The organism is Pectobacterium brasiliense (genome assembly GCF_013449685.1).
Classification (GTDB): Bacteria; Pseudomonadota; Gammaproteobacteria; order Enterobacterales; family Enterobacteriaceae; genus Pectobacterium; species Pectobacterium brasiliense_A.
Map to the genome: position 1 here is coordinate 1 of NZ_JACDSF010000056.1, position 18113 is coordinate 18113.

Genomic DNA, 18113 nt, shown 5'->3' on the forward strand with positions numbered 1-18113 from the left:
GTTGATGGTGTTTTCACTCATCGGTTTCATCGCATCATAACAGCCTGTCAGGATAAAACCCTCATCACCGTTAACGTCATAGGTGAGGTCTTTAAGCTCTTCCAAAATTGCCAGCGTTTGATCGCATAGAGGAACATAGTGTTTTCTGCGCATTTTGGCACCACGGCCTGAATGCTTGATCCCTTTTATGGCTTCGCGCTGTTCAGGGATAACCCACAAAGCGCTTTTGAAATCGATCTCTGACCATCGGGCAAAGCGCAGTTCACTGGAACGAATGAATATCAGCAGATTGAGTTTGATCGCAAGTTGCGTCAATCTGCTACGACCTTTATAGGTTTCAATACGCTCCAGCAGGGTGGGTATCTCTTCCAGTTCAATAGCGGGGCGGTGTTCCGTCTGTGGCTTCTGAACTGCCCCTTCCAAATCGTAGGCCGGATTGAAACGGATCATCTTTTGCTGGACTGCATAACGCATAATGGCAGTAGCATACTGTTTTACCCGCATAGCGATTTCCAGATAACCCAGCTTCTCTATCTTTTTGATGGGAACCAGCAGATCGCCTGTATCCAGTTCAGCAATATCTTTTTCACCAATATCAGGGAACAGGTAAGTTTCGAGTCGTGTCCAAACAGAACGTTGATAATCTTCTGACCATGTGGTTTTGGTGGCAAACCAGCTTTTAGCGACGGTTTTGAAAGCGCGGGTGTTGTTACGTCGCTCTTGAACGATTTTGTTGTCAGCCTGTTTTTTGGCGCTGGGGTCTACTCCAGCCGCTAACAGCTTTTTTGCTTCATCTCGTCGTTGTCTGGCATCAGCCAGTGAAACAGCAGGGTAGACTCCGATGGAAAACACCTTCTGTTTCCCTTCGAAGCGATAGCCTAACTGCCAGTATTTGGAACCGTTGGGATGTACCAGCAAGTAGAGGCCGAACCCGTCAGTAAGCTTCACCACCTTTTCTGACGGCTTGGCATTTTTTACTTTAGTATCAGTAAGTGACATGACGGCTCCCTCCGATTGCTGGTAAAAACGAAATCGAACCAGCTTTACCAGTATTTTTACCAGCAAATGGGTATGGCTTCGAGTGTTTTTGGGTGAACGAGGGCGAACCTGAAGAAGGGGATAACCAATTGATTAAAAGCAAAAAAGCAGACGTCAGTGAACGTCTGCTTTCTTTAAATTGGCTCCTCTGACTGGACTCGAACCAGTGACATACGGATTAACAGTCCGCCGTTCTACCGACTGAACTACAGAGGAATCGGTTAAGTGCGATGGATAATAGCGGGAGCGTTTCGGGTTGTCAAAGGCTGTTATCGCTTGGTGCGTTTGATTGCCGAACTAATAACCAACATATTGAAATTATTGCTCAAGTTGAGCACTGGAAAGCAATGAAATACGCTGAGTCGCGGGCGGGGTTGCACCCTAAAATAGCAGGGGTTGCTTTAAGATGGTGCAGGTTGGTATGGGCTTGATGGCAGGGTTTCCAGACAGAATCAGGTGTTTTGGTTAGCAGAATCATTGCTTTTCCTTATTTTACCTGTGGCTTATCAATGAGGTATCACTTTTTCTTAGGCATAGAAACATAATATGGCGCGCTTTTTGCTACCTCTTTAGGGTAACTACTCAGGAGGCAGACATGAATCTTAGACGGCTCAAGTATTTTGTGAAAATCGTTGATATCGGTAGCCTGACACAGGCTGCTGAGTTGTTGCATATTGCACAACCGGCGCTGAGCCAGCAGGTCGCGACGCTGGAGAGTGAACTCGAAAAACAACTGCTGGTACGGAGTCGGCGTGGTGTGACGCCCACCGAGGCGGGGAAAATTCTTTATTCTCATGCACAGACGATATTGTCACAGTGCGAACAGGCAAAGGATGCAGTGAGTGGCGCACGACAATCAATGAGTGCGTAAGCATTAGCCATAGAGCCAGCCATTTCCTGATGGCTGGCTACTCATCAGGTTTTTGTGTCAGATGTTCGATCAAAATAGTGATCTTTCTTATTTTTTTGTGAAGGTTATCACAACTCATAGCATTATTGATCTTCCTCAAAGCAGAGATTTTTGCTCTTAAAAATAAAATAGTTTTTTATTTTTTTTATTTATTTGGTTTATTTATCTGCAACTTCATTTTATTGCTGCTGTTCGAATATGATTTCCTTAAAATGATAATAGACACTAGCGGTCAGGCCATTCACAGTGTTACATTAATCTTTGTCATGTTTTCTCTAATCCTGTGCACCAAGAACGGGTGTTGCTTTATGGGTGTATGACAGTTATTTTTTTGATTAAGGAGTTCAAATGAATAATATCCTCTCTCATCTTTTAATAAAGCTGGCAGAAAAAGAAGTTGGAGAAAAAGCGCTTAACGCGAAGATTGAATCGTTAGAGATGCTGATTTCTGCTATTGTTTCAACATTTGATGACAGTAAAATCAATGAGTTAAATAGAAAGATAGAAGGTGTCGTTGCCGATGCTTCACAGCGGCAGGATGAACATAATTGCTTAGCTCTCGAACTATTGGCAAAAAACATCAATCGAATTACAACCGTTTCATGGCGGGAATAACGTTCTTATATATCAATGGTGATGACATTAATTGTTCGCATATTAATTTTCGTATATCCAATTGAGAATTATTTATATTCAATAATAGAGAATACTTGTGCTATGCGTGATTTTGCTGAAAAAAACTGAAGGCGCCGACGTCTGTCCGCGCCTTTCTTGCGTTTATACCTTTTACTTCACATCAACAGCTGGCTTTTTCCGCCGAATAAACTGATAAGCAATAGCCAGAACAATAAACCACAGCGGCGTGACAATAAGCGCCTGCCGTGTATCTGGCTGTAATGTTAACAGTACAATAACAAAAGCAAAAAAGGCCAGACATATCCAGCACATGAAAATACCCAACGGCATTTTATAAGATGACTCGGCATGTAGCTGAGGGCGTTTTTTACGGTATGTCAGGTAAGAGCACAGGATGATGCTCCAGATGAACATGAATAAAATCGCGGAGACAGTGGTCACCAGTGTGAAGACCGTCATCACGTTCGGAATCAGGTAGATCAGCACCACGCCCGAAAGCAAACAAATACAGGAAAACATCAACCCAGTCGAAGGAACTGCGCGTTTAGAGAGCACGCCGAAACTTTTCGGTGCATCGCCTTGTTTTGCCAGGCCAAAGAGCATGCGGCTGGTGGAGAATACGCCGCTATTGGCCGAGGATGCCGCCGACGTCAGTACGACAAAGTTGATCATACTGGCGGCTGCAGGCAGGCCAACCAGTACGAACATTTCCACGAAAGGACTGCGATCTGCAGTAATTGCACTCCACGGGGTGACGGACATAATCATCATTAACGCAAAAACATAAAACATGATGATGCGAATCGGGATAGCGTTAATGGCACGGGGAAGTACGACTTTCGGATTTTTCGTTTCAGCGGCAGTTGTACCAACCAGCTCGATACCGACAAATGCGAATACGGCGATCTGGAATCCGGCAAAAAATCCGCTTATCCCTTTAGGGAACATGCCACCATCATTCCAAAGGTTGGTAAAGGAGGCGACATTTCCTGATGGGGAAGAGAATTGCATCATCACCAGGGCGACACCGACCACGATTAACGCAACGATAGCGACAATTTTGATCATCGCGAACCAGAATTCCATCTCGCCAAACAGCTTCACGGTTGCCAGATTTAGCGTCAGTAATAACAGAACGCAAAGCAGGGAAGAGACCCACTGCGATAAATCAGGGAACCAGAACTGTGAGTAGGCACTAATGGCTACGACATCGGCGATCCCAGTTACGACCCAGCAGAACCAATACGTCCAGCCGGTAAAGAAACCTGCCCATGGCCCAAGGAGGTCAGCAGCAAAATCGCTGAATGACTTATAGTTGAGGTTGGAGAGTAATAGTTCCCCCATTGCGCGCATGACAAAAAACAGCATAAAACCAATGATCATATAAACGAAGATGATCGAAGGACCCGCCATGCTGATTGTTTTGCCTGAGCCCATAAATAGCCCAGTACCGATCGCTCCGCCGATGGCGATGAGCTGAATATGACGATTAGTCAGATTCCGTTGCAGTCCCTCTCCCTGTTCAGAGGCAAGGTCTGCGGCTTCTTTTGATTGTTCGACCATATAAGTACACTTTCCTGTTTCTGTCTGTGATGTTTTTTTGAGCTCTTTGGCGGCTCTCGTTTACGAAAATCGAAACGAATAAGATAGCGCAACCGCAGTACTTATTACAGCGGATGTCAGAGATAGTCTGGCATAAAGAGGGCAGCTAATGATGTAAGATGGCGCTGTATGTTTTTCGCTCTAAAATGAAAAGGATATAAATAAAATGATGTGAGGAAGAGATAAATAGGCTGAACAGGTTAACAAAATTACTAATCGTTAACAATCCTATTATCATACATAAAAATTTAATATGAAGTATTTGACAGGCGAGCTGGAGAGGAGAATAATCTTCCCCGTTGGGTCGTTAGCTCAGTCGGTAGAGCAGTTGACTTTTAATCAATTGGTCGCAGGTTCGAATCCTGCACGACCCACCAACAATATCAATGGCTTATGATATTGCTTTCAGTTTTTCATTATTTCTGTTTTCTTTATTTGATTTATTTTTAATTATATCCGTTCTTAACGCTAACCGTATTTTCTGCGTTGGTTTTCCCCGCTTTATTCTATTTTTATCACTTTCATAACAAATCCGCTCTCTTAATAGTTGGGACTTTTTCGATCATGCTTTATTGATATTCTGCTGTAATGCCAAGTGGATACATAAGGTGTCTGATGATATCGCTGAACGTTATCGCTTTTGATGACGAGAATGTGCCTCAATCGTCCTGAAGAGTGGCGAGAAGGTGCTATGCTTAGCAGATGGAATCGTTGACAGATCGTTTATGATGTGACGAGTTGTTTGCACAGGGTTGTGTTCATATCCACTGGGGCGGCGTTTAGAGGTAGCTGGAGTTTCCTGGTTAGCCATAAGCAAGTTTCTGCTTGATTTCGGAGGTTCATATGGGATTCGAAAAATTACTGGCTGTCATAGAAAAAAGTCACCAGGATCCAAAATCGGTTATCTCATTGTCTGAACTGAGCCAGGCAATCCATGAGATAATTTGTACGGAAAGTTCAAAAGAGTACAAAATAAATGAATGCTTCACTGAGCTGAGGGAGCTGGTTGATGAAAGAAAAGCACTTTCCAGAAAACAGTTCCTGGATAAAGCGTTGGTGATGGAATTAACGCTTTATAAAAAGAAAGAAGAGGCACTGCTTTTGAAACTCATTAGCATCGGGAATAAATAGACGAGCGTCTCTATTTTTAAATCAGGAAGACAATGCTAAATATCACTACACCGCCAGATCAAATTATTAAGATGGCGGTGTAGCAAATAGTGCTATTTACGATAGCTGGTTTTGATTTGCTTAATTGTGTTATCAAAGACAGCGGCTTGCTCGGCATCTTCCAATTGAGCAATATATCTTTCCATATTGATGATAACTTTACCGGCATCTGCCTGGCCGATTGCTTTTAATAACAGCGTAACCATAGCCTTCAGGCAGGTAACCTCATGGGCCAGTGTTTCAGCGGATGCAGTAGTAGAAAAGTCTGCGTTGCTCATGTTTTGTCCTCAACAAGAAAAAGATGTTTTCCTTCACCTGTTGCGGGCGTTACCGCTGACGCGACAGGCAGAACCAGATGGGCGGGAGTATAACATAAAGCATATTGTGGATTGATATTATTCGCAGATAAAGCCATTTTAGTGACTGTTTTTTATGCATTTAACTTATTTAAATAGCGTCTATATTTTGGATGTTTTTTGGTGGTAAAGGTTATAGATGTGTTTTGTTCAATACATATGATGTTCACTATGGACGTTTTTCACCGAATATATTATTTGTATAATATCGTGGTAGATGATGATAAAATTTCTAACCACATCCTGATTACAATAGTGACTTTTTATTGACATTCAAGATGTAAAGCCAATTTCATGCCATTTGATTTGCATTGTTTTTTATACATTTTGTGCCAATGAAGTGTTTATACTGTGTGGCGTATTTGAAATGTTAAGAATGTGATCAACATACACCATCAGGTTAACGATATATTGTTATGATCGGGAATGCGCTTTATTCCTTCTCGGCATATTTTAAAATACATATTCATATAAATCTGTGTTCATTATTTTTTGAAACCAACGTAGTATCACCTGCAAGCAACTTTTTATGTAAGTGTTACTCCCTTTTTTGGAGAATTATTCTTTGATTAGCGTTTTTCTTGTTGATGACCATGAACTGGTGCGGGCAGGGATACGACGCATTCTTGACGATATCAAAGGTCTGAAAGTGGTTGGTGAGGCATGCTGCGGTGAAGATGCTGTCAAATGGTGCCGAAGCAATGATGTCGATGTTGTTTTGATGGACATGAGCATGCCTGGCATCGGTGGGCTTGAAGCAACGCGCAAGATCCTGCGTTTTACGCCAGATATAAAAGTCATCATGCTCACTATTTATACTGAGAATCCGCTACCTGCTAAAGTGATGCAGGCTGGTGCCGCGGGATATGTGAGTAAAGCAGCTGCCCCTCAGGAAGTGATCTCCGCCATTCGCGCTGTGCATGCTGGTAAACGGTATATTGCTTCTGATATTGCGCAGCAGATGGCGTTAAGCCAGTTGGAGCCGCAGACGGATGCGCCGCTTGAATGTTTGTCTGAACGCGAATTACAGATTATGCTAATGATAACGAAGGGACAGAAAGTGACTGAAATTTCAGAACAGCTTAATCTTAGCCCTAAAACAGTGAACAGCTATCGCTACCGTATGTTCAGCAAACTGAATATCAACGGCGATGTAGAGTTGACTCATCTGGCTATCAAGCATGGGCTTTTTACCGCGGAGACATTGTTAAGTAGTGAGTGAGAGTTTCGATGCGTCGGCATTTTTAAAAACGGTAACGAGCCAGCCTGGCGTCTACCGGATGTATGACGCCGGTAATACGGTCATCTACGTCGGTAAGGCAAAAGACTTAAAAAAACGACTTGCCAGCTATTTCCGCAGTCATGTCGCCAGCCGTAAAACCGAGGCATTAGTCAAAAGCATCAAGCATATTGATGTCACGATCACGCATACGGAAACTGAAGCCCTACTGCTGGAACACAACTACATCAAGCTTTATCAGCCGCGTTATAACGTCTTGCTGCGCGACGATAAATCCTATCCCATGATTTTCCTGAGCGGTGATGTGCATCCACGTTTAGCTGTTCACCGTGGCGCTAAGCATGCGAAGGGCGAATATTTTGGCCCATTTCCCAACGGCAATGCCGTGCGCGAAACGCTAATATTGCTGCAAAAGCTGTTTCCGGTGCGCCAGTGTGAAAATAGCGTCTATCGCAATCGCTCTCGTCCTTGCCTGCAATATCAAATTGGTCGCTGTCTCGGGCCTTGCGTTAGCGGTTTGGTTAGCGAAGAAGATTATCAACAGCAGGTTGATTATGTTCGCCTGTTTTTGTCTGGTAAAGACCAGCAAGTACTGAATCAACTCATCTCCCGGATGGATGCGGCCAGTCGCGATCTGCATTTTGAAGATGCAGCCCGGATACGCGATCAGATCCAGGCGGTTCGGCGTGTGACGGAAAAACAATTTGTTTCCGGCGACGGCGAAGATCTGGATGTTATCAGTGTTGCCTTTGATGCTGGCATTGCTTGCGTCTATGTCCTTTTCATCCGACAGGGAAAAGTGCTTGGCAGCCGGAGCTATTTCCCCAAAGTCCCTGGTGGTACGGAATTGGGGGAGGTCGTGCAGACTTTTGTCGGGCAATTCTATTTGCAGGGAAGCTTAGGCCGAACGCTTCCTACAGAAATTCTGCTCGACTTCACTCTGCCCGATAAAGATTTGCTGACGGAGTCTCTAACGGTAGTTGCGGGAAGAAAAGTACAGATTCAAACGAAACCCCGCGGCGATCGTGCGCGTTATTTAAAATTAGCGCGGACAAATGCTGCCACAGCGCTGGTCACAAAACTGTCTCAGCAGTCCACCATTCACCAGCGACTGGCGGCGTTAGCTAACGTGTTGCAGTTGCCAGAAATCCATCGGATGGAGTGTTTTGATATCAGTCATACGATGGGCGAACAGACTGTGGCATCCTGCGTAGTATTTGATGCCAATGGTCCGTTACGTTCGGAATATCGCCGCTATAATATCAGTGGCATTACGCCAGGCGATGATTATGCCGCCATGGCGCAAGTCCTCCGACGTCGATATGGTAAAGCGCTGGATGACAGCAAAATACCGGATGTCATTGTGATCGATGGCGGAAAAGGGCAGCTCGGCCAGGCTCAGGAGGTGTTTGACTCGCTGCAGGTATCGTGGGATAAAAACAAGCCTCTGCTACTTGGTGTCGCGAAAGGCAGCGATCGTAAAGCTGGGCTGGAAACGCTGTTTTTTGAGTCGACGGGCGAGGGCATGGCACTACCGTCTGATTCTCCCGCATTGCACGTTATCCAGCATATTCGCGATGATTCGCATGACCATGCAATTGGCGGACATCGTAAGAAGAGAGCAAAAGTAAGAAATACCAGTACGCTGGAGCTTATCGAAGGTGTCGGCCCTAAAAGGCGTCAAACCCTGTTGAAATACATGGGAGGACTGCAACCGTTGATGAATGCCAGTATTGAGGAGATTGCAAATGTTCCAGGAATTTCGCATGCATTGGCAGAAAAAATCTTCCATGCATTGAAACACTAGGGACAATGTTGCAACATACTCTTAGTATCCACTCCAGCCAGATAGTTACCTAAGCGCTATGCAATTTAATATACCGACGTTGCTTACCCTGTTTCGTGTTGCTCTTATTCCGTTTTTTGTGCTGGCGTTTTATCTTCCATTCGTCTGGGCACCGCTGCTCTGCACGTTGATTTTCGTGTTTGCTGCCATTACGGATTGGTTTGATGGTTTCCTTGCCCGGCGCTGGAAACAGACCACGCGTTTTGGTGCCTTCCTCGATCCTGTTGCGGATAAAGTGATGGTGGCTGTCGCGTTGGTGCTAGTTGCGGAATACTATCACTCCTGGTGGATTACGCTGCCTGCCGCGACCATGATCGCGCGGGAAATCATCATTTCAGCATTGCGCGAGTGGATGGCTGAAATTGGTAAGAGAAGTAGCGTTGCCGTGTCGTGGATAGGGAAGGTGAAAACCACGGCTCAGATGATGGCGCTTTTTGCTTTGCTATGGCGTCCAGAACGTATTGTTGAAGGCGTTGGTGTTGTGGCGTTGTACATCGCCGCCGTACTGACTTTCTGGTCCATGTTTCAATATTTGAACGCCGCGAGACACGATCTGCTTGAACCTTGATCGAAGCGCCGTAAAAATCAGCAAACGAACGCGGTTGCTTGATAATTTTATTGACTCATTGCGTCAGGTCAGTAGAATGCACCGCATCAACAGCAACACTGGTTTGTAAGAAGTTAAGAGAATCAGTGAGTTCTGTGTTGCGGGAATAGCTCAGTTGGTAGANNTCGAGTCTCGTTTCCCGCTCCAATTTAAAACATCGGCAATTGCGGATGTTGGTCACTAAGACCTAAATATTTTGGCGCGTTAACAAAGCGGTTATGTAGCGGATTGCAAATCCGTCTAGTCCGGTTCGACTCCGGAACGCGCCTCCAATATTTAAGCCCGGGTGGTGAAATCGGTAGACACAAGGGATTTAAAATCCCTCGGCGTACGCGCTGTGCGGGTTCAAGTCCCGCCCCGGGCACCATTGATAAATCAATAGACGTCAACCGACGTCTATTTTTTTGCCTAAAACCCACGGTTTTACTGGCTTCCCCTTCATTGCATACTCTCCCAACGTCAACGCAATTCAACCTACATCAACTTGCTTGTGAGTATACATCTGAGTATATATGTTGGTTCTACCTTGCTCTGTATACTCACCGTAAGCACCAATGAGGATATTGATAATGGCTCTGACCGATATCAAAGTGCGTTCGGCAAAACCAGAAGAAAAAGAGTATTCACTGACTGACGGTGATGGGATGTTTCTGCTGGTTCATCCCAATGGTTCCAAATACTGGCGGCTGCGCTTTCGTTTTGGTGGCAAGCAACATCTCATGGCATTAGGCGTTTATCCTGAAGTTTCTCTTTCTGAAGCGCGTCATAAACGGGATGACGCTCGGAAACAGGTTGCTGCGGGGATCGATCCCCGCGAACATAAGAAAGCGGTAAAAGCGAAACAAGAAGAGGATGAAAAGACCTTCGAAGTTGTGGCTCGCGCCTGGCACGCCGACAACAAGAAGTGGTCTGAATCCCATGCCGAACGTATCCTGAAAAGTCTGAGCGACAATATTTTCCCCGCTATTGGTAGCAAACACATCTCAGATCTGAAAACACGCGACTTGCTGACACCGATTAAAAGCGTTGAACGCTCTGGACGTTTAGAAGTGGCTAAGCGCTTAAAACAACGCGTGACCGCCATCATGACCTATGCCGTACAAAACGGCCTGATTGACTATAACCCGGCGCAGGATATGGCAGGGGCAATTATGCCAGGCAAAGTTGAACATCGTCCTGCGTTAGCGCTTGAACGCTTGCCTGAACTTCTTAGCCGTATAGATGGCTATAAAGGTCGTGAGTTTACCCAGTGGGTAATAAATCTCTCCCTACTGATTTTCATTCGTTCCAGCGAACTCCGTTTTGCCCGTTGGCCGGAAATCGACTTTGAACGAGCGTTGTGGACGATTCCTCCAGAACGTGAACCGATTCCAGGAGTGAAATTCTCCGAACGTGGTTCAAAAATGCACACACCACATCTTGTTCCGCTGAGCCGTCAGGCACTGGAGATCCTTAAAAAGATCAGAGAGGTTAGCGGGCATTGTGAACTGGTTTTCATTGGCGATCATTCGTCACGAAAACCAGTTAGTGAAGGTACGGTAAACAAAGCGCTGCAAACGATGGGCTACGACACCAAAACGGAAGTGTGTGGTCACGGCTTTCGTACCATGGCCTGTAGTTCACTGATTGAGTCGGGCTTGTGGTCTAGGGATGCGGTGGAACGGCAGATGAGCCACCAAGAGCGTAATGGCGTTCGCGCTGCGTACATTCATAAGGCAGAGCATCTGGATGAGCGTCGTTTGATGTTGCAGTGGTGGGCAGATTTTCTCGATACAAATCGTGAGAAAAGGGTGAGTCCATTTGATTTTGGGAAGTTGACGGCGGGGTAATTATAGCCAATGGGCAGGCTGTAACTCTGGTTAGCTAGGGCTACAGCTTGTTCGATGGGGAAGAACGCTATTCGTAGAACGAGTAACCATGTTTAATGCCTGGATCAGCGAAAAGGTTTCATTCTGCGTACTTATTGTTTACAAGACTATGAGTTTTATGTATTTCTAAAATAATGAACATTTTCATCAGAGGGGGAGGGCATGCTGTGGAGAGTTGTTCGTGTTGACTTCACTGAGCGTTGTGCCTGTGTGTTCGGCAGTAAGACGCACTACATTGATCCTACCCACCTAATGTGGACACAACCCTAAGCGAGGTTCTGGTTTTCAAATTGTTCCGGGCTGAGACCACCACAGGCACTATGGCGACGCCAGCGATTGTAATCGCACTCAATATAATTAAATACCGTTGAACGCATCACTTCCCTGCTGGCAAAGCGTTCGCCGTGGATACATTCTACTTTCAATGTGTGAAAGAAGCTTTCCATACAGGCGTTATCGTAACAGCAACCTTTGGCGCTCATACTGCCACGCAGTGTATGTCGTTTCAGCAACGCCTGATAATCCGATGAACAATATTGCCCACCTCTATCTGTATGAACAATGACATTCTCCGGGCGTTTACGTCTCCAGAGCGCCATCTGTAACGCATCACAGGCCAGTTGTGCCGTCATTCGTGATGACATCGACCAGCCGATAACCGCCCGTGACCACAGGTCAATCACAACGGCCAGATAGAGCCAGCCTTCGTCCGTGCGAAGTAGAGTAAGAGACAGGGCGTAGTTGGACTATTTCCCTGCCTCTCCTCTCCGAACCGGACGTGCACCTTTCAGCGCATCCGGCTCTCCGTTTAAACGCTGGCGAACGCCATTGCCACTTCGGTAAAACGCGATGTATAGGTGTTTCTGGCTTCTGTCCTGAGGTAAGGATTCCCTTCGGGAAGACGCCAGCGGAACAGCTTCTTGCCTTGCCCGAGCAACCGGTACAGGATTTCACCGTTGAGCTTACCGCGATTGGTTTTACCAAATAACATCCACGTTTTGCTCTGACCCGGTTTTGGTGACTTACACCACCACCTCATCAGGGAGGCGATGCCTGTACGGTATTTGCGGGCCAGCCAGTGAGCCAGTTTCCAGAACACGATACGGTCGATATGACTGAAGACTTTGGCCTTAAAATCAACGAACTGGTAGAATGCTGCCCAGCCCTTCAGTTTCCGGTTGAGCTGTTCAGCCATATCGACTTTGCTTTCACTGTAATTGCCTGATAGCAGCGCTGTCAGCGATGCGGCGAAGTTTCTGGCTTTCTCCTTCGGGATCATCGAGACCACCCGCATATCGCCGTAACGACTGCGTTTGCGGATGATCCTGTGTCCCAGAAAGATAAAGCCATCATTAACATGGGTGATTTTAGTCTTGTCCATGTTCAGCCTGAGCTTCAGACTGTCTTCAAGCACACTTCGGCACTCCTCCCTGATGGTTTCCGCCTGTTCTTTGGTGCCTTTGACGATAAGCACGAAGTCATCGGCGTACCGGCAGTACGCCACGGCAGGTTTCCATTTCCAGTTTTCTCTGACGGCGGTACTTCGACCTCGCTGGATACTGTGATTCCAGTACCAACGATCTTTTCGGGCTTTCCCGCTCAGGTAGCGTTTATGCAGATACTGATCGAACTCATTCAGCATGATGTTCGACAGTAGCGGCGATATTACGCCCCCCTGAGGCACACCTTCACTGGCCGCCTGGAATAGACCGACGTCGATGTGTCCTGCTTTGATGATTTTCCACAGCAGGGCCATGAAACGTGCGTCACTGATCCTGCAGCGGACAGCTTTCATCAGCAGGCGATGGTGCACGGTGTCAAAGTAGCTGGACAGGTCACCTTCAATCACCCAGCGGCCCCGGTTTTCTCCGCAATCGGTAAGTTGCAGTTTTACCGTACGGATCGCATGGTGGACGCTACGTTCAGGCCGGAAGCCATACGAGAGCGAATGAAAATCACTCTCCCATATCGGCTCCATCACCATCAGCATTGCCCGCTGAACTATACGATCCCGCAACGCGGGGATACCCAGTGGTCGCAGTTTGCCGTTGCTTTTCGGGATGTAAACCCGTCTGGCTGGCAGGGGCTGGTAGTCACCTGAGAGAAGTTCATCCCTGAGCCTTTGCAGTTCAGCAGCCAGTCGGGCCTGTAGCTTTGCTTTGTTCACACCATCAACGCCGGGGGTATGTGCCCCCTTTGATGAAAGCGTGATCCGCGCCGCTTCAGCCAGCCATTCTGGTTGTGCTATCAGGCGCAGCAGTCGCTCAACCCGTCGGGACGGATCAGTGACTGCCCATGTGGCAAGCTTGCGTTGCATTTCGCTGATTATCAAAGGTCTTCACCTCGTTAGGTCAGGTAGTTTGCTCAACAAACACATTTAAACTGCTTCCCTTCGCCATGTAATGGGCTTTCCCCATCCCAGACTACTACGGAAGCTCCGCCAGCCAGCGCGTCATCGGAGCCATGCCTCCTTAACATCCGTCGCTGACCTTCCCCGGTTTACCTGCCTGGACTCAGGCATACTGAGGAGGCTGCCCGTCGCACTCTTTATCCTTGCTTGCCGCAAGTTGGCAGAAGTCAGCAGTGCGAGCGTGATGGGCACTGCTGTCCCGGTGTTCTGCTTACATGTCAAAACACTTTCGACCGACACTGCATATCTGTCATTGTCGGTACCTTCTGCACGACCTGTCAGATCACGTAGGCCATGGTGACATTTTCAACCCACAGAGGCGGATTAACGGGTTCATGTTCTTCAGCCTTTCAGTACTCAACCTTGAGGATCATCTCGGCTTAGTGATCTCGCCTCAATCCCCGTTGTCAGCGGGTTACATCACCCTGTGAGCATGCCACAGGTCACTGCCGCTCAGGTTCTCCACCGTCACACCCGGTGGGATTGTTGGGCTTCTCGTCATGAGTTACCGGTTCAATATTCCAGACAGACTCGTGGTTCATTTGAGCGTCCATGCTCGCCCTGAACTCCGGGCACACGATAGGTGATATCACCTGCCCACTTCTGGTTCGGGCCGCTAGCGATGAAGTTCTGCTTCAGCAGGTTTTCCGATACCGGCAGGCCATGTTCACGGTAACTGACCGGACTGAATTTACGACTGGCCTTCGCCCGTAACCCCTGACGACGCAGACTGGTAGCAATGGTTTTGATGTTGTACTCCGGCAGCTCATCGGCAAGGCGTGGCGCACCATAACGCTGTTTCGCCTCAGCGAATGCGCTACGAACAGCCTCATCACAAATGAGCCGAAACTGCTGACGTGGAGTTATCTGACAACGGCGCATAAGCCAGACATACCAGCCGCTGCGGGCAACCTGAAGCACCCGGCACATCGCTTTGATACTGAACTCTGCCCGATGCTTTTCGATAAAGACATACTTCATTTCAGGCGCTTCGCGAAGTATGTCGCGGCCTTTTGGAGAATAGCCAATTCCTCAGCCTGTTCAGCCAACTGCCGCTTTAGCCGGGCATTTTCAGCCGCGAGTTCATTTTCGCGTTCTGAGGCGGTCATTTGCTGCTGCCGTTTACTGCGCCATGTATAAAGTTGTGACTCGAACAGGCTAAGTTCGCGTGCAGCGGCAGCGACACCAATACGCTCAGCCAGTTTCAGGGCTTCATCTCGGAATTCGGGCGTATATTGCTTACGGGATTTCTTATTGGTTGATGCTGGTTTTGTCATGTGAGCTACTGACCTGCCCCCAGGATTAGATACGACCTTCAGTTAGTAATGTCGGTTGGTTTTTCTTCATATTTCCTGTTTCGCCAGTCCGTTGCGAATTCAGCTGGTGTCTGGTAATCCAGCGATGAATGGGGACGGCACTCGTTATAATCCTGCCGCCAGTCATTAATCGTTTTCCGGGCATGAAGAATATCGCTGAACCAGTGTTCATTCAGGCATTCATCGCGAAAGCGCCCGTTAAAACTCTCAATAAATCCGTTCTGTGTCGGCTTGCCGGGCTGAATAATCCGCAGCTCCACGCCATGCTCAAAGGCCCATTGATCGAGCGCGCGGCAGGTAAACTCCGGGCCCTGATCGGTTCTTATCGTAGCCGGATAGCCGCGAAACAGCGCAATGCTGTCCAGAATACGCGTGACCTGCACGCCTGAAATCCCGAAGGCAACGGTGACCGTCAGGCACTCCTTCGTGAAGTCATCCACGCAGGTCAGGCACTTGAGCCTGCGACCTGTGGCCAGCGCATCCATGACAAAATCCATCGACCAGGTCAGATTCGGCGCAGCCGGGCGGAGCAGCGGCAGACGTTCTGTTGCCAGCCCTTTACGACGACGTCTGCGTTTTACGCCGAGTCCACTCAGATGGTAGAGCCGGTATACTCGCTTGTGATTAACATGAATCCCTTCGCGGCGCAGCAGCTGCCAGATGCGGCGGTAACCAAAACGCCTGCGCTCCAGTGCCAGTTCGGTGATGCGCCCGGATAAATGCGCATCCGATGCCGGACGCTGCGCTTCGTAACGGCAGGTCGACAGGGACAAACCTGTAAGCCTGCATGCACGACGTTGCGACAGACCGGTCGCATCACACATCAACACCACGGCTTCCCGCTTCTGGTCTGTCGTCAGTACTTTCGGCCAAGGGCCACCTGAAGCGCCTCCTTATCCAGCATGGCTTCGGCCAGCAGCTTCTTGAGTCGTGCGTTCTCTTCCTCAAGCGACTTCAGGCGCTTAACCTCGGGCACCTCCATGCCGCCATACTTTTTACGCCAGGTGTAAAACGTGGCATCGGAAATGGCGTGCTTGCGGCAGAGCTCGCGGGCAGAAACTCCGGCTTCGGCCTCGCGGAGAATACTGATGATCTGTTCGTCGGAAAAACGCTTCTTCATGGGGATGTCCTCATGTGGCTTATGAAGACATTACTAACATCGCGGTGTGTTAATCAACGGGGAGCAGGTCACTACCTCTGGTAGAGAGTTTACTCACTTAGTCGCGTGTCCACTAATGATGGGTAGGATCACATTACATCAGGTAAGGGCTTTGTTGTTGTTGATAATGATGGTAACGAACGGTTCGCAGGTCCTGACTGTGTACGAAATCCTAATTACGTCAGTAATCCTGGGGAAAAAGTTCCTGATTTGACGAAAGGATGTTTGGAACCAGGGGTTGAAGATGGTGGGGATACATCTAAGGCTCTGCCCAAAATAGCCACTGGGAAAGCAGGGGGTACGTCTAAAACGGACGATCGTAGTAACCAAAATGCCATTGCTTATTTGTTACTACGTGTTGAGAAACTTAAAAATTTTCCCAAAATAAAATACAAAAAACTTGATGAACTATATGAACGTTATCACCGTGATAGTTTAACCGAGAGTGATTTTATTTTATTGAATAAATTAATTGATAGCAAATCATTCCCTGAGTATTCACTTAAGAATTTACAGGCTATATACGCTTGTGAATTTTGGATTAATCAATTTCTCAAACTTAATCAAGATAAAGATCTAAACTATGTTGAAGGTCTGAAAAACTATCTTCATACAAAGCTAGCGTTAACATCATCTCAAATTAGTGGATTAAACAAGTGGTTTGATAATTCTAGCGGGCGAAAAATGGTCAAATTAAAACCCAATCCTTTTGTTATTGATCCCTCTGAATACTGGAAGAAAGATTAATTTAATATTCTTTCGTTAGTAATACCTATAAAGGCCAAACTAGTAGCCTTTATAGGTATGAATTTTGGTTGAAATCGTTGTGCTGATATCTGTTAATCTGTATTAACTCAGTCTTGACCTGATAGTTTTACCGGACAGAATACGCTCAAGTCTGATAGTCGGCTTTGAGCGAGAAGCGGAAGTCAGTTGTATCATCGTCTCCTATATTCTTAGGAACACCTCGCTTAATTTTTCTAGTAATTGATAAATAGTGATATTACATTTAATGGATGCAACCTAAGTATACTTCCCCAAAGGTTTTTAATGCCAACTGACTAAATTCAGTTGTTAAGTTTTTCGACAAAATCAACCCTTTTTTAATAGTTTTAAATGTGGCAAATTCAGGCATCTCATCCCCAAGAGGTTCATTTTCCCTGAGCATAGACTGTCGAAGCGTAGCAAAAAGCTCAAATCCAAGAGGGGCTTCTATTGGGGGCCCGTAGCCGCAGTCGTAACCGTAAGTTAAGATTTTTGCTTTTCCAGTTATTGTTTCTCTAAACCTAACACCACTAAAAGATGCTACTAAATCAGCAAGTTGTATCCCACAAACTTCATGAGATGAGCATGTTATAACTTTTACTTCATCAGAACATAGACTGACAGCTTCTGTAGAGTTTATGATACCTTCATCGAAAAAAATATTCCCTTTCCCATCTGGAAAGTTCTTAATCAATAAGCTTAATAAAAAAGACACATCCGCATAAGAACGATGGCGATACTCACTTGGCATAATAAATGCTCCCCATCGACAATTTGAGTTCAAGTAGGAAATAAGATTACTCCTCAAATTTCTTAAGGATTCAGATTTATCCATTCTTGCGCATGAGTGATGTTCATCAACTGAATGCTCTGAAAGAATTTTGTATATATCAGACTGAGGATCTTGATTACAAACTACATAAGCCAAGATCATAAACCCAAACTCCTCGTGTACCGACTCATCAATGTAAATATTCAAAGCCTTATCCTTTCAATGATATATGATTTTTTATGTTAGATTATAGGCATAGTTCATTGAATTACAACGCCATTTTTGAGTTAAAAACCTTCTAAATATATTAATTTATCATTTTGCGTGTGACATAATTTAAAACATGCTGAATATTAATTAAACAATATGTCCGCTTCTGGCTGTGAGTTCAACAGGTCGATGCAACGCTATCCTTAAT

The 18113-nt window shown here is 46.5% G+C and carries 13 protein-coding genes, 4 tRNA genes and 3 pseudogenes; 11 read left to right on the plus strand and 9 right to left on the minus strand.

Annotated elements, in window-relative coordinates; genetic code table 11:
* Positions 1 to 999 (minus strand): tyrosine-type recombinase/integrase (locus H0248_RS18630; protein ID WP_180787043.1); only part of this gene is annotated, 999 nt, incomplete at its 3' end.
* A 179-nt stretch (positions 1000 to 1178) separates the two neighbouring features.
* Positions 1179 to 1254, minus strand: a tRNA-Asn gene (locus H0248_RS18635).
* Positions 1255 to 1633: 379 nt separating this feature from the next.
* On the opposite strand from H0248_RS18635, the pseudogene H0248_RS18640 reads away from it, so the two are divergent.
* Both H0248_RS18640 and iraP read left to right on the plus strand, forming a co-directional pair.
* A pseudogene (locus H0248_RS18640) lies at positions 1634 to 1903 on the plus strand (LysR family transcriptional regulator); the annotation flags it as partial.
* Between the two features lie 393 nt (positions 1904 to 2296).
* Positions 2297 to 2563: an anti-adapter protein IraP gene (gene iraP / locus H0248_RS18645; RefSeq protein ID WP_180787044.1), complete on the plus strand. Its 267-nt coding sequence runs from the start codon at positions 2297 to 2299 to the stop codon at positions 2561 to 2563.
* 171 nt (positions 2564 to 2734) lie between these two features.
* On the opposite strand, the gene cycA is transcribed toward iraP, so the two are convergent.
* Positions 2735 to 4147, minus strand: a complete 1413-nt coding sequence (cycA, locus tag H0248_RS18650) for a D-serine/D-alanine/glycine transporter (protein WP_180787045.1) — start codon at positions 4145 to 4147, stop codon at positions 2735 to 2737.
* Between the two features lie 340 nt (positions 4148 to 4487).
* Here cycA and H0248_RS18655 point away from each other — a divergent pair.
* Together H0248_RS18655 and H0248_RS18660 are read left to right on the plus strand one after the other, a co-directional pair.
* A tRNA-Lys gene (locus H0248_RS18655) sits at positions 4488 to 4563 on the plus strand.
* 466 nt (positions 4564 to 5029) lie between these two features.
* Positions 5030 to 5317, plus strand: a complete 288-nt coding sequence (locus H0248_RS18660; protein WP_014915937.1) for a hypothetical protein — start codon at positions 5030 to 5032, stop codon at positions 5315 to 5317.
* A gap of 92 nt (positions 5318 to 5409) precedes the next feature.
* On the opposite strand, the gene H0248_RS18665 is transcribed toward H0248_RS18660, so the two are convergent.
* Complete coding sequence (locus H0248_RS18665) at positions 5410 to 5634, minus strand: DUF2594 family protein (protein WP_014915936.1); 225 nt, start codon at positions 5632 to 5634, stop codon at positions 5410 to 5412.
* 643 nt (positions 5635 to 6277) lie between these two features.
* On the opposite strand from H0248_RS18665, the gene uvrY reads away from it, so the two are divergent.
* The 6 genes from uvrY to H0248_RS18695 all read left to right on the plus strand — a co-directional run bounded on the left by uvrY (position 6278) and on the right by H0248_RS18695 (position 11234).
* A complete protein-coding gene (gene uvrY, locus H0248_RS18670) occupies positions 6278 to 6934 on the plus strand; it encodes a UvrY/SirA/GacA family response regulator transcription factor (protein WP_011094414.1) in 657 nt (218 codons plus the stop codon).
* On the plus strand, positions 6927 to 8759 hold the full coding sequence (gene uvrC / locus H0248_RS18675) for an excinuclease ABC subunit UvrC (protein ID WP_180787046.1): 1833 nt from the start codon (positions 6927 to 6929) through the stop codon (positions 8757 to 8759). Before uvrY ends, uvrC begins: the two co-directional genes overlap by 8 nt.
* A 58-nt stretch (positions 8760 to 8817) precedes the next feature.
* Complete coding sequence (pgsA, locus tag H0248_RS18680) at positions 8818 to 9366, plus strand: CDP-diacylglycerol--glycerol-3-phosphate 3-phosphatidyltransferase (protein ID WP_180787047.1); 549 nt, start codon at positions 8818 to 8820, stop codon at positions 9364 to 9366.
* Between the two features lie 237 nt (positions 9367 to 9603).
* Positions 9604 to 9677 (plus strand) — tRNA-Cys (locus H0248_RS18685).
* A gap of 8 nt (positions 9678 to 9685) precedes the next feature.
* Positions 9686 to 9772: transfer RNA gene (locus H0248_RS18690), tRNA-Leu, on the plus strand.
* 202 nt (positions 9773 to 9974) lie between these two features.
* A complete protein-coding gene (locus H0248_RS18695; RefSeq protein WP_180787048.1) occupies positions 9975 to 11234 on the plus strand; it encodes a tyrosine-type recombinase/integrase in 1260 nt (419 codons plus the stop codon).
* Positions 11235 to 11539: 305 nt separating this feature from the next.
* Here H0248_RS18695 and H0248_RS18700 read toward each other — a convergent pair.
* The 4 genes and pseudogenes from H0248_RS18700 to H0248_RS18715 form a co-directional block, all read right to left on the minus strand.
* A pseudogene (locus H0248_RS18700) lies at positions 11540 to 12001 on the minus strand (IS3 family transposase); the annotation flags it as partial.
* Between the two features lie 80 nt (positions 12002 to 12081).
* The gene (gene ltrA / locus H0248_RS18705; RefSeq protein WP_180787053.1) at positions 12082 to 13590 is read right to left on the minus strand and encodes a group II intron reverse transcriptase/maturase; all 1509 of its coding nucleotides are present in this window, start codon (positions 13588 to 13590) and stop codon (positions 12082 to 12084) included.
* 672 nt (positions 13591 to 14262) lie between these two features.
* A pseudogene (locus H0248_RS18710) lies at positions 14263 to 14960 on the minus strand (transposase); the annotation flags it as partial.
* Between the two features lie 38 nt (positions 14961 to 14998).
* A protein-coding gene (locus H0248_RS18715) for an IS3 family transposase (protein ID WP_180787049.1) occupies positions 14999 to 16119 on the minus strand; the annotation gives its coding sequence in 2 pieces (ribosomal slippage) (positions 14999 to 15861 and positions 15861 to 16119; 1122 coding nt in all).
* 264 nt (positions 16120 to 16383) lie between these two features.
* Between H0248_RS18715 and H0248_RS18720 the strand changes: the two genes are divergently transcribed.
* A complete protein-coding gene (locus H0248_RS18720; RefSeq protein ID WP_240346079.1) occupies positions 16384 to 16905 on the plus strand; it encodes a hypothetical protein in 522 nt (173 codons plus the stop codon).
* A 262-nt stretch (positions 16906 to 17167) separates the two neighbouring features.
* On the opposite strand, the gene H0248_RS18725 is transcribed toward H0248_RS18720, so the two are convergent.
* On the minus strand, positions 17168 to 17902 hold the full coding sequence (locus H0248_RS18725) for a DUF3800 domain-containing protein (protein WP_180787050.1): 735 nt from the start codon (positions 17900 to 17902) through the stop codon (positions 17168 to 17170).
* Positions 17903 to 18113: the final 211 nt, after the last annotated feature.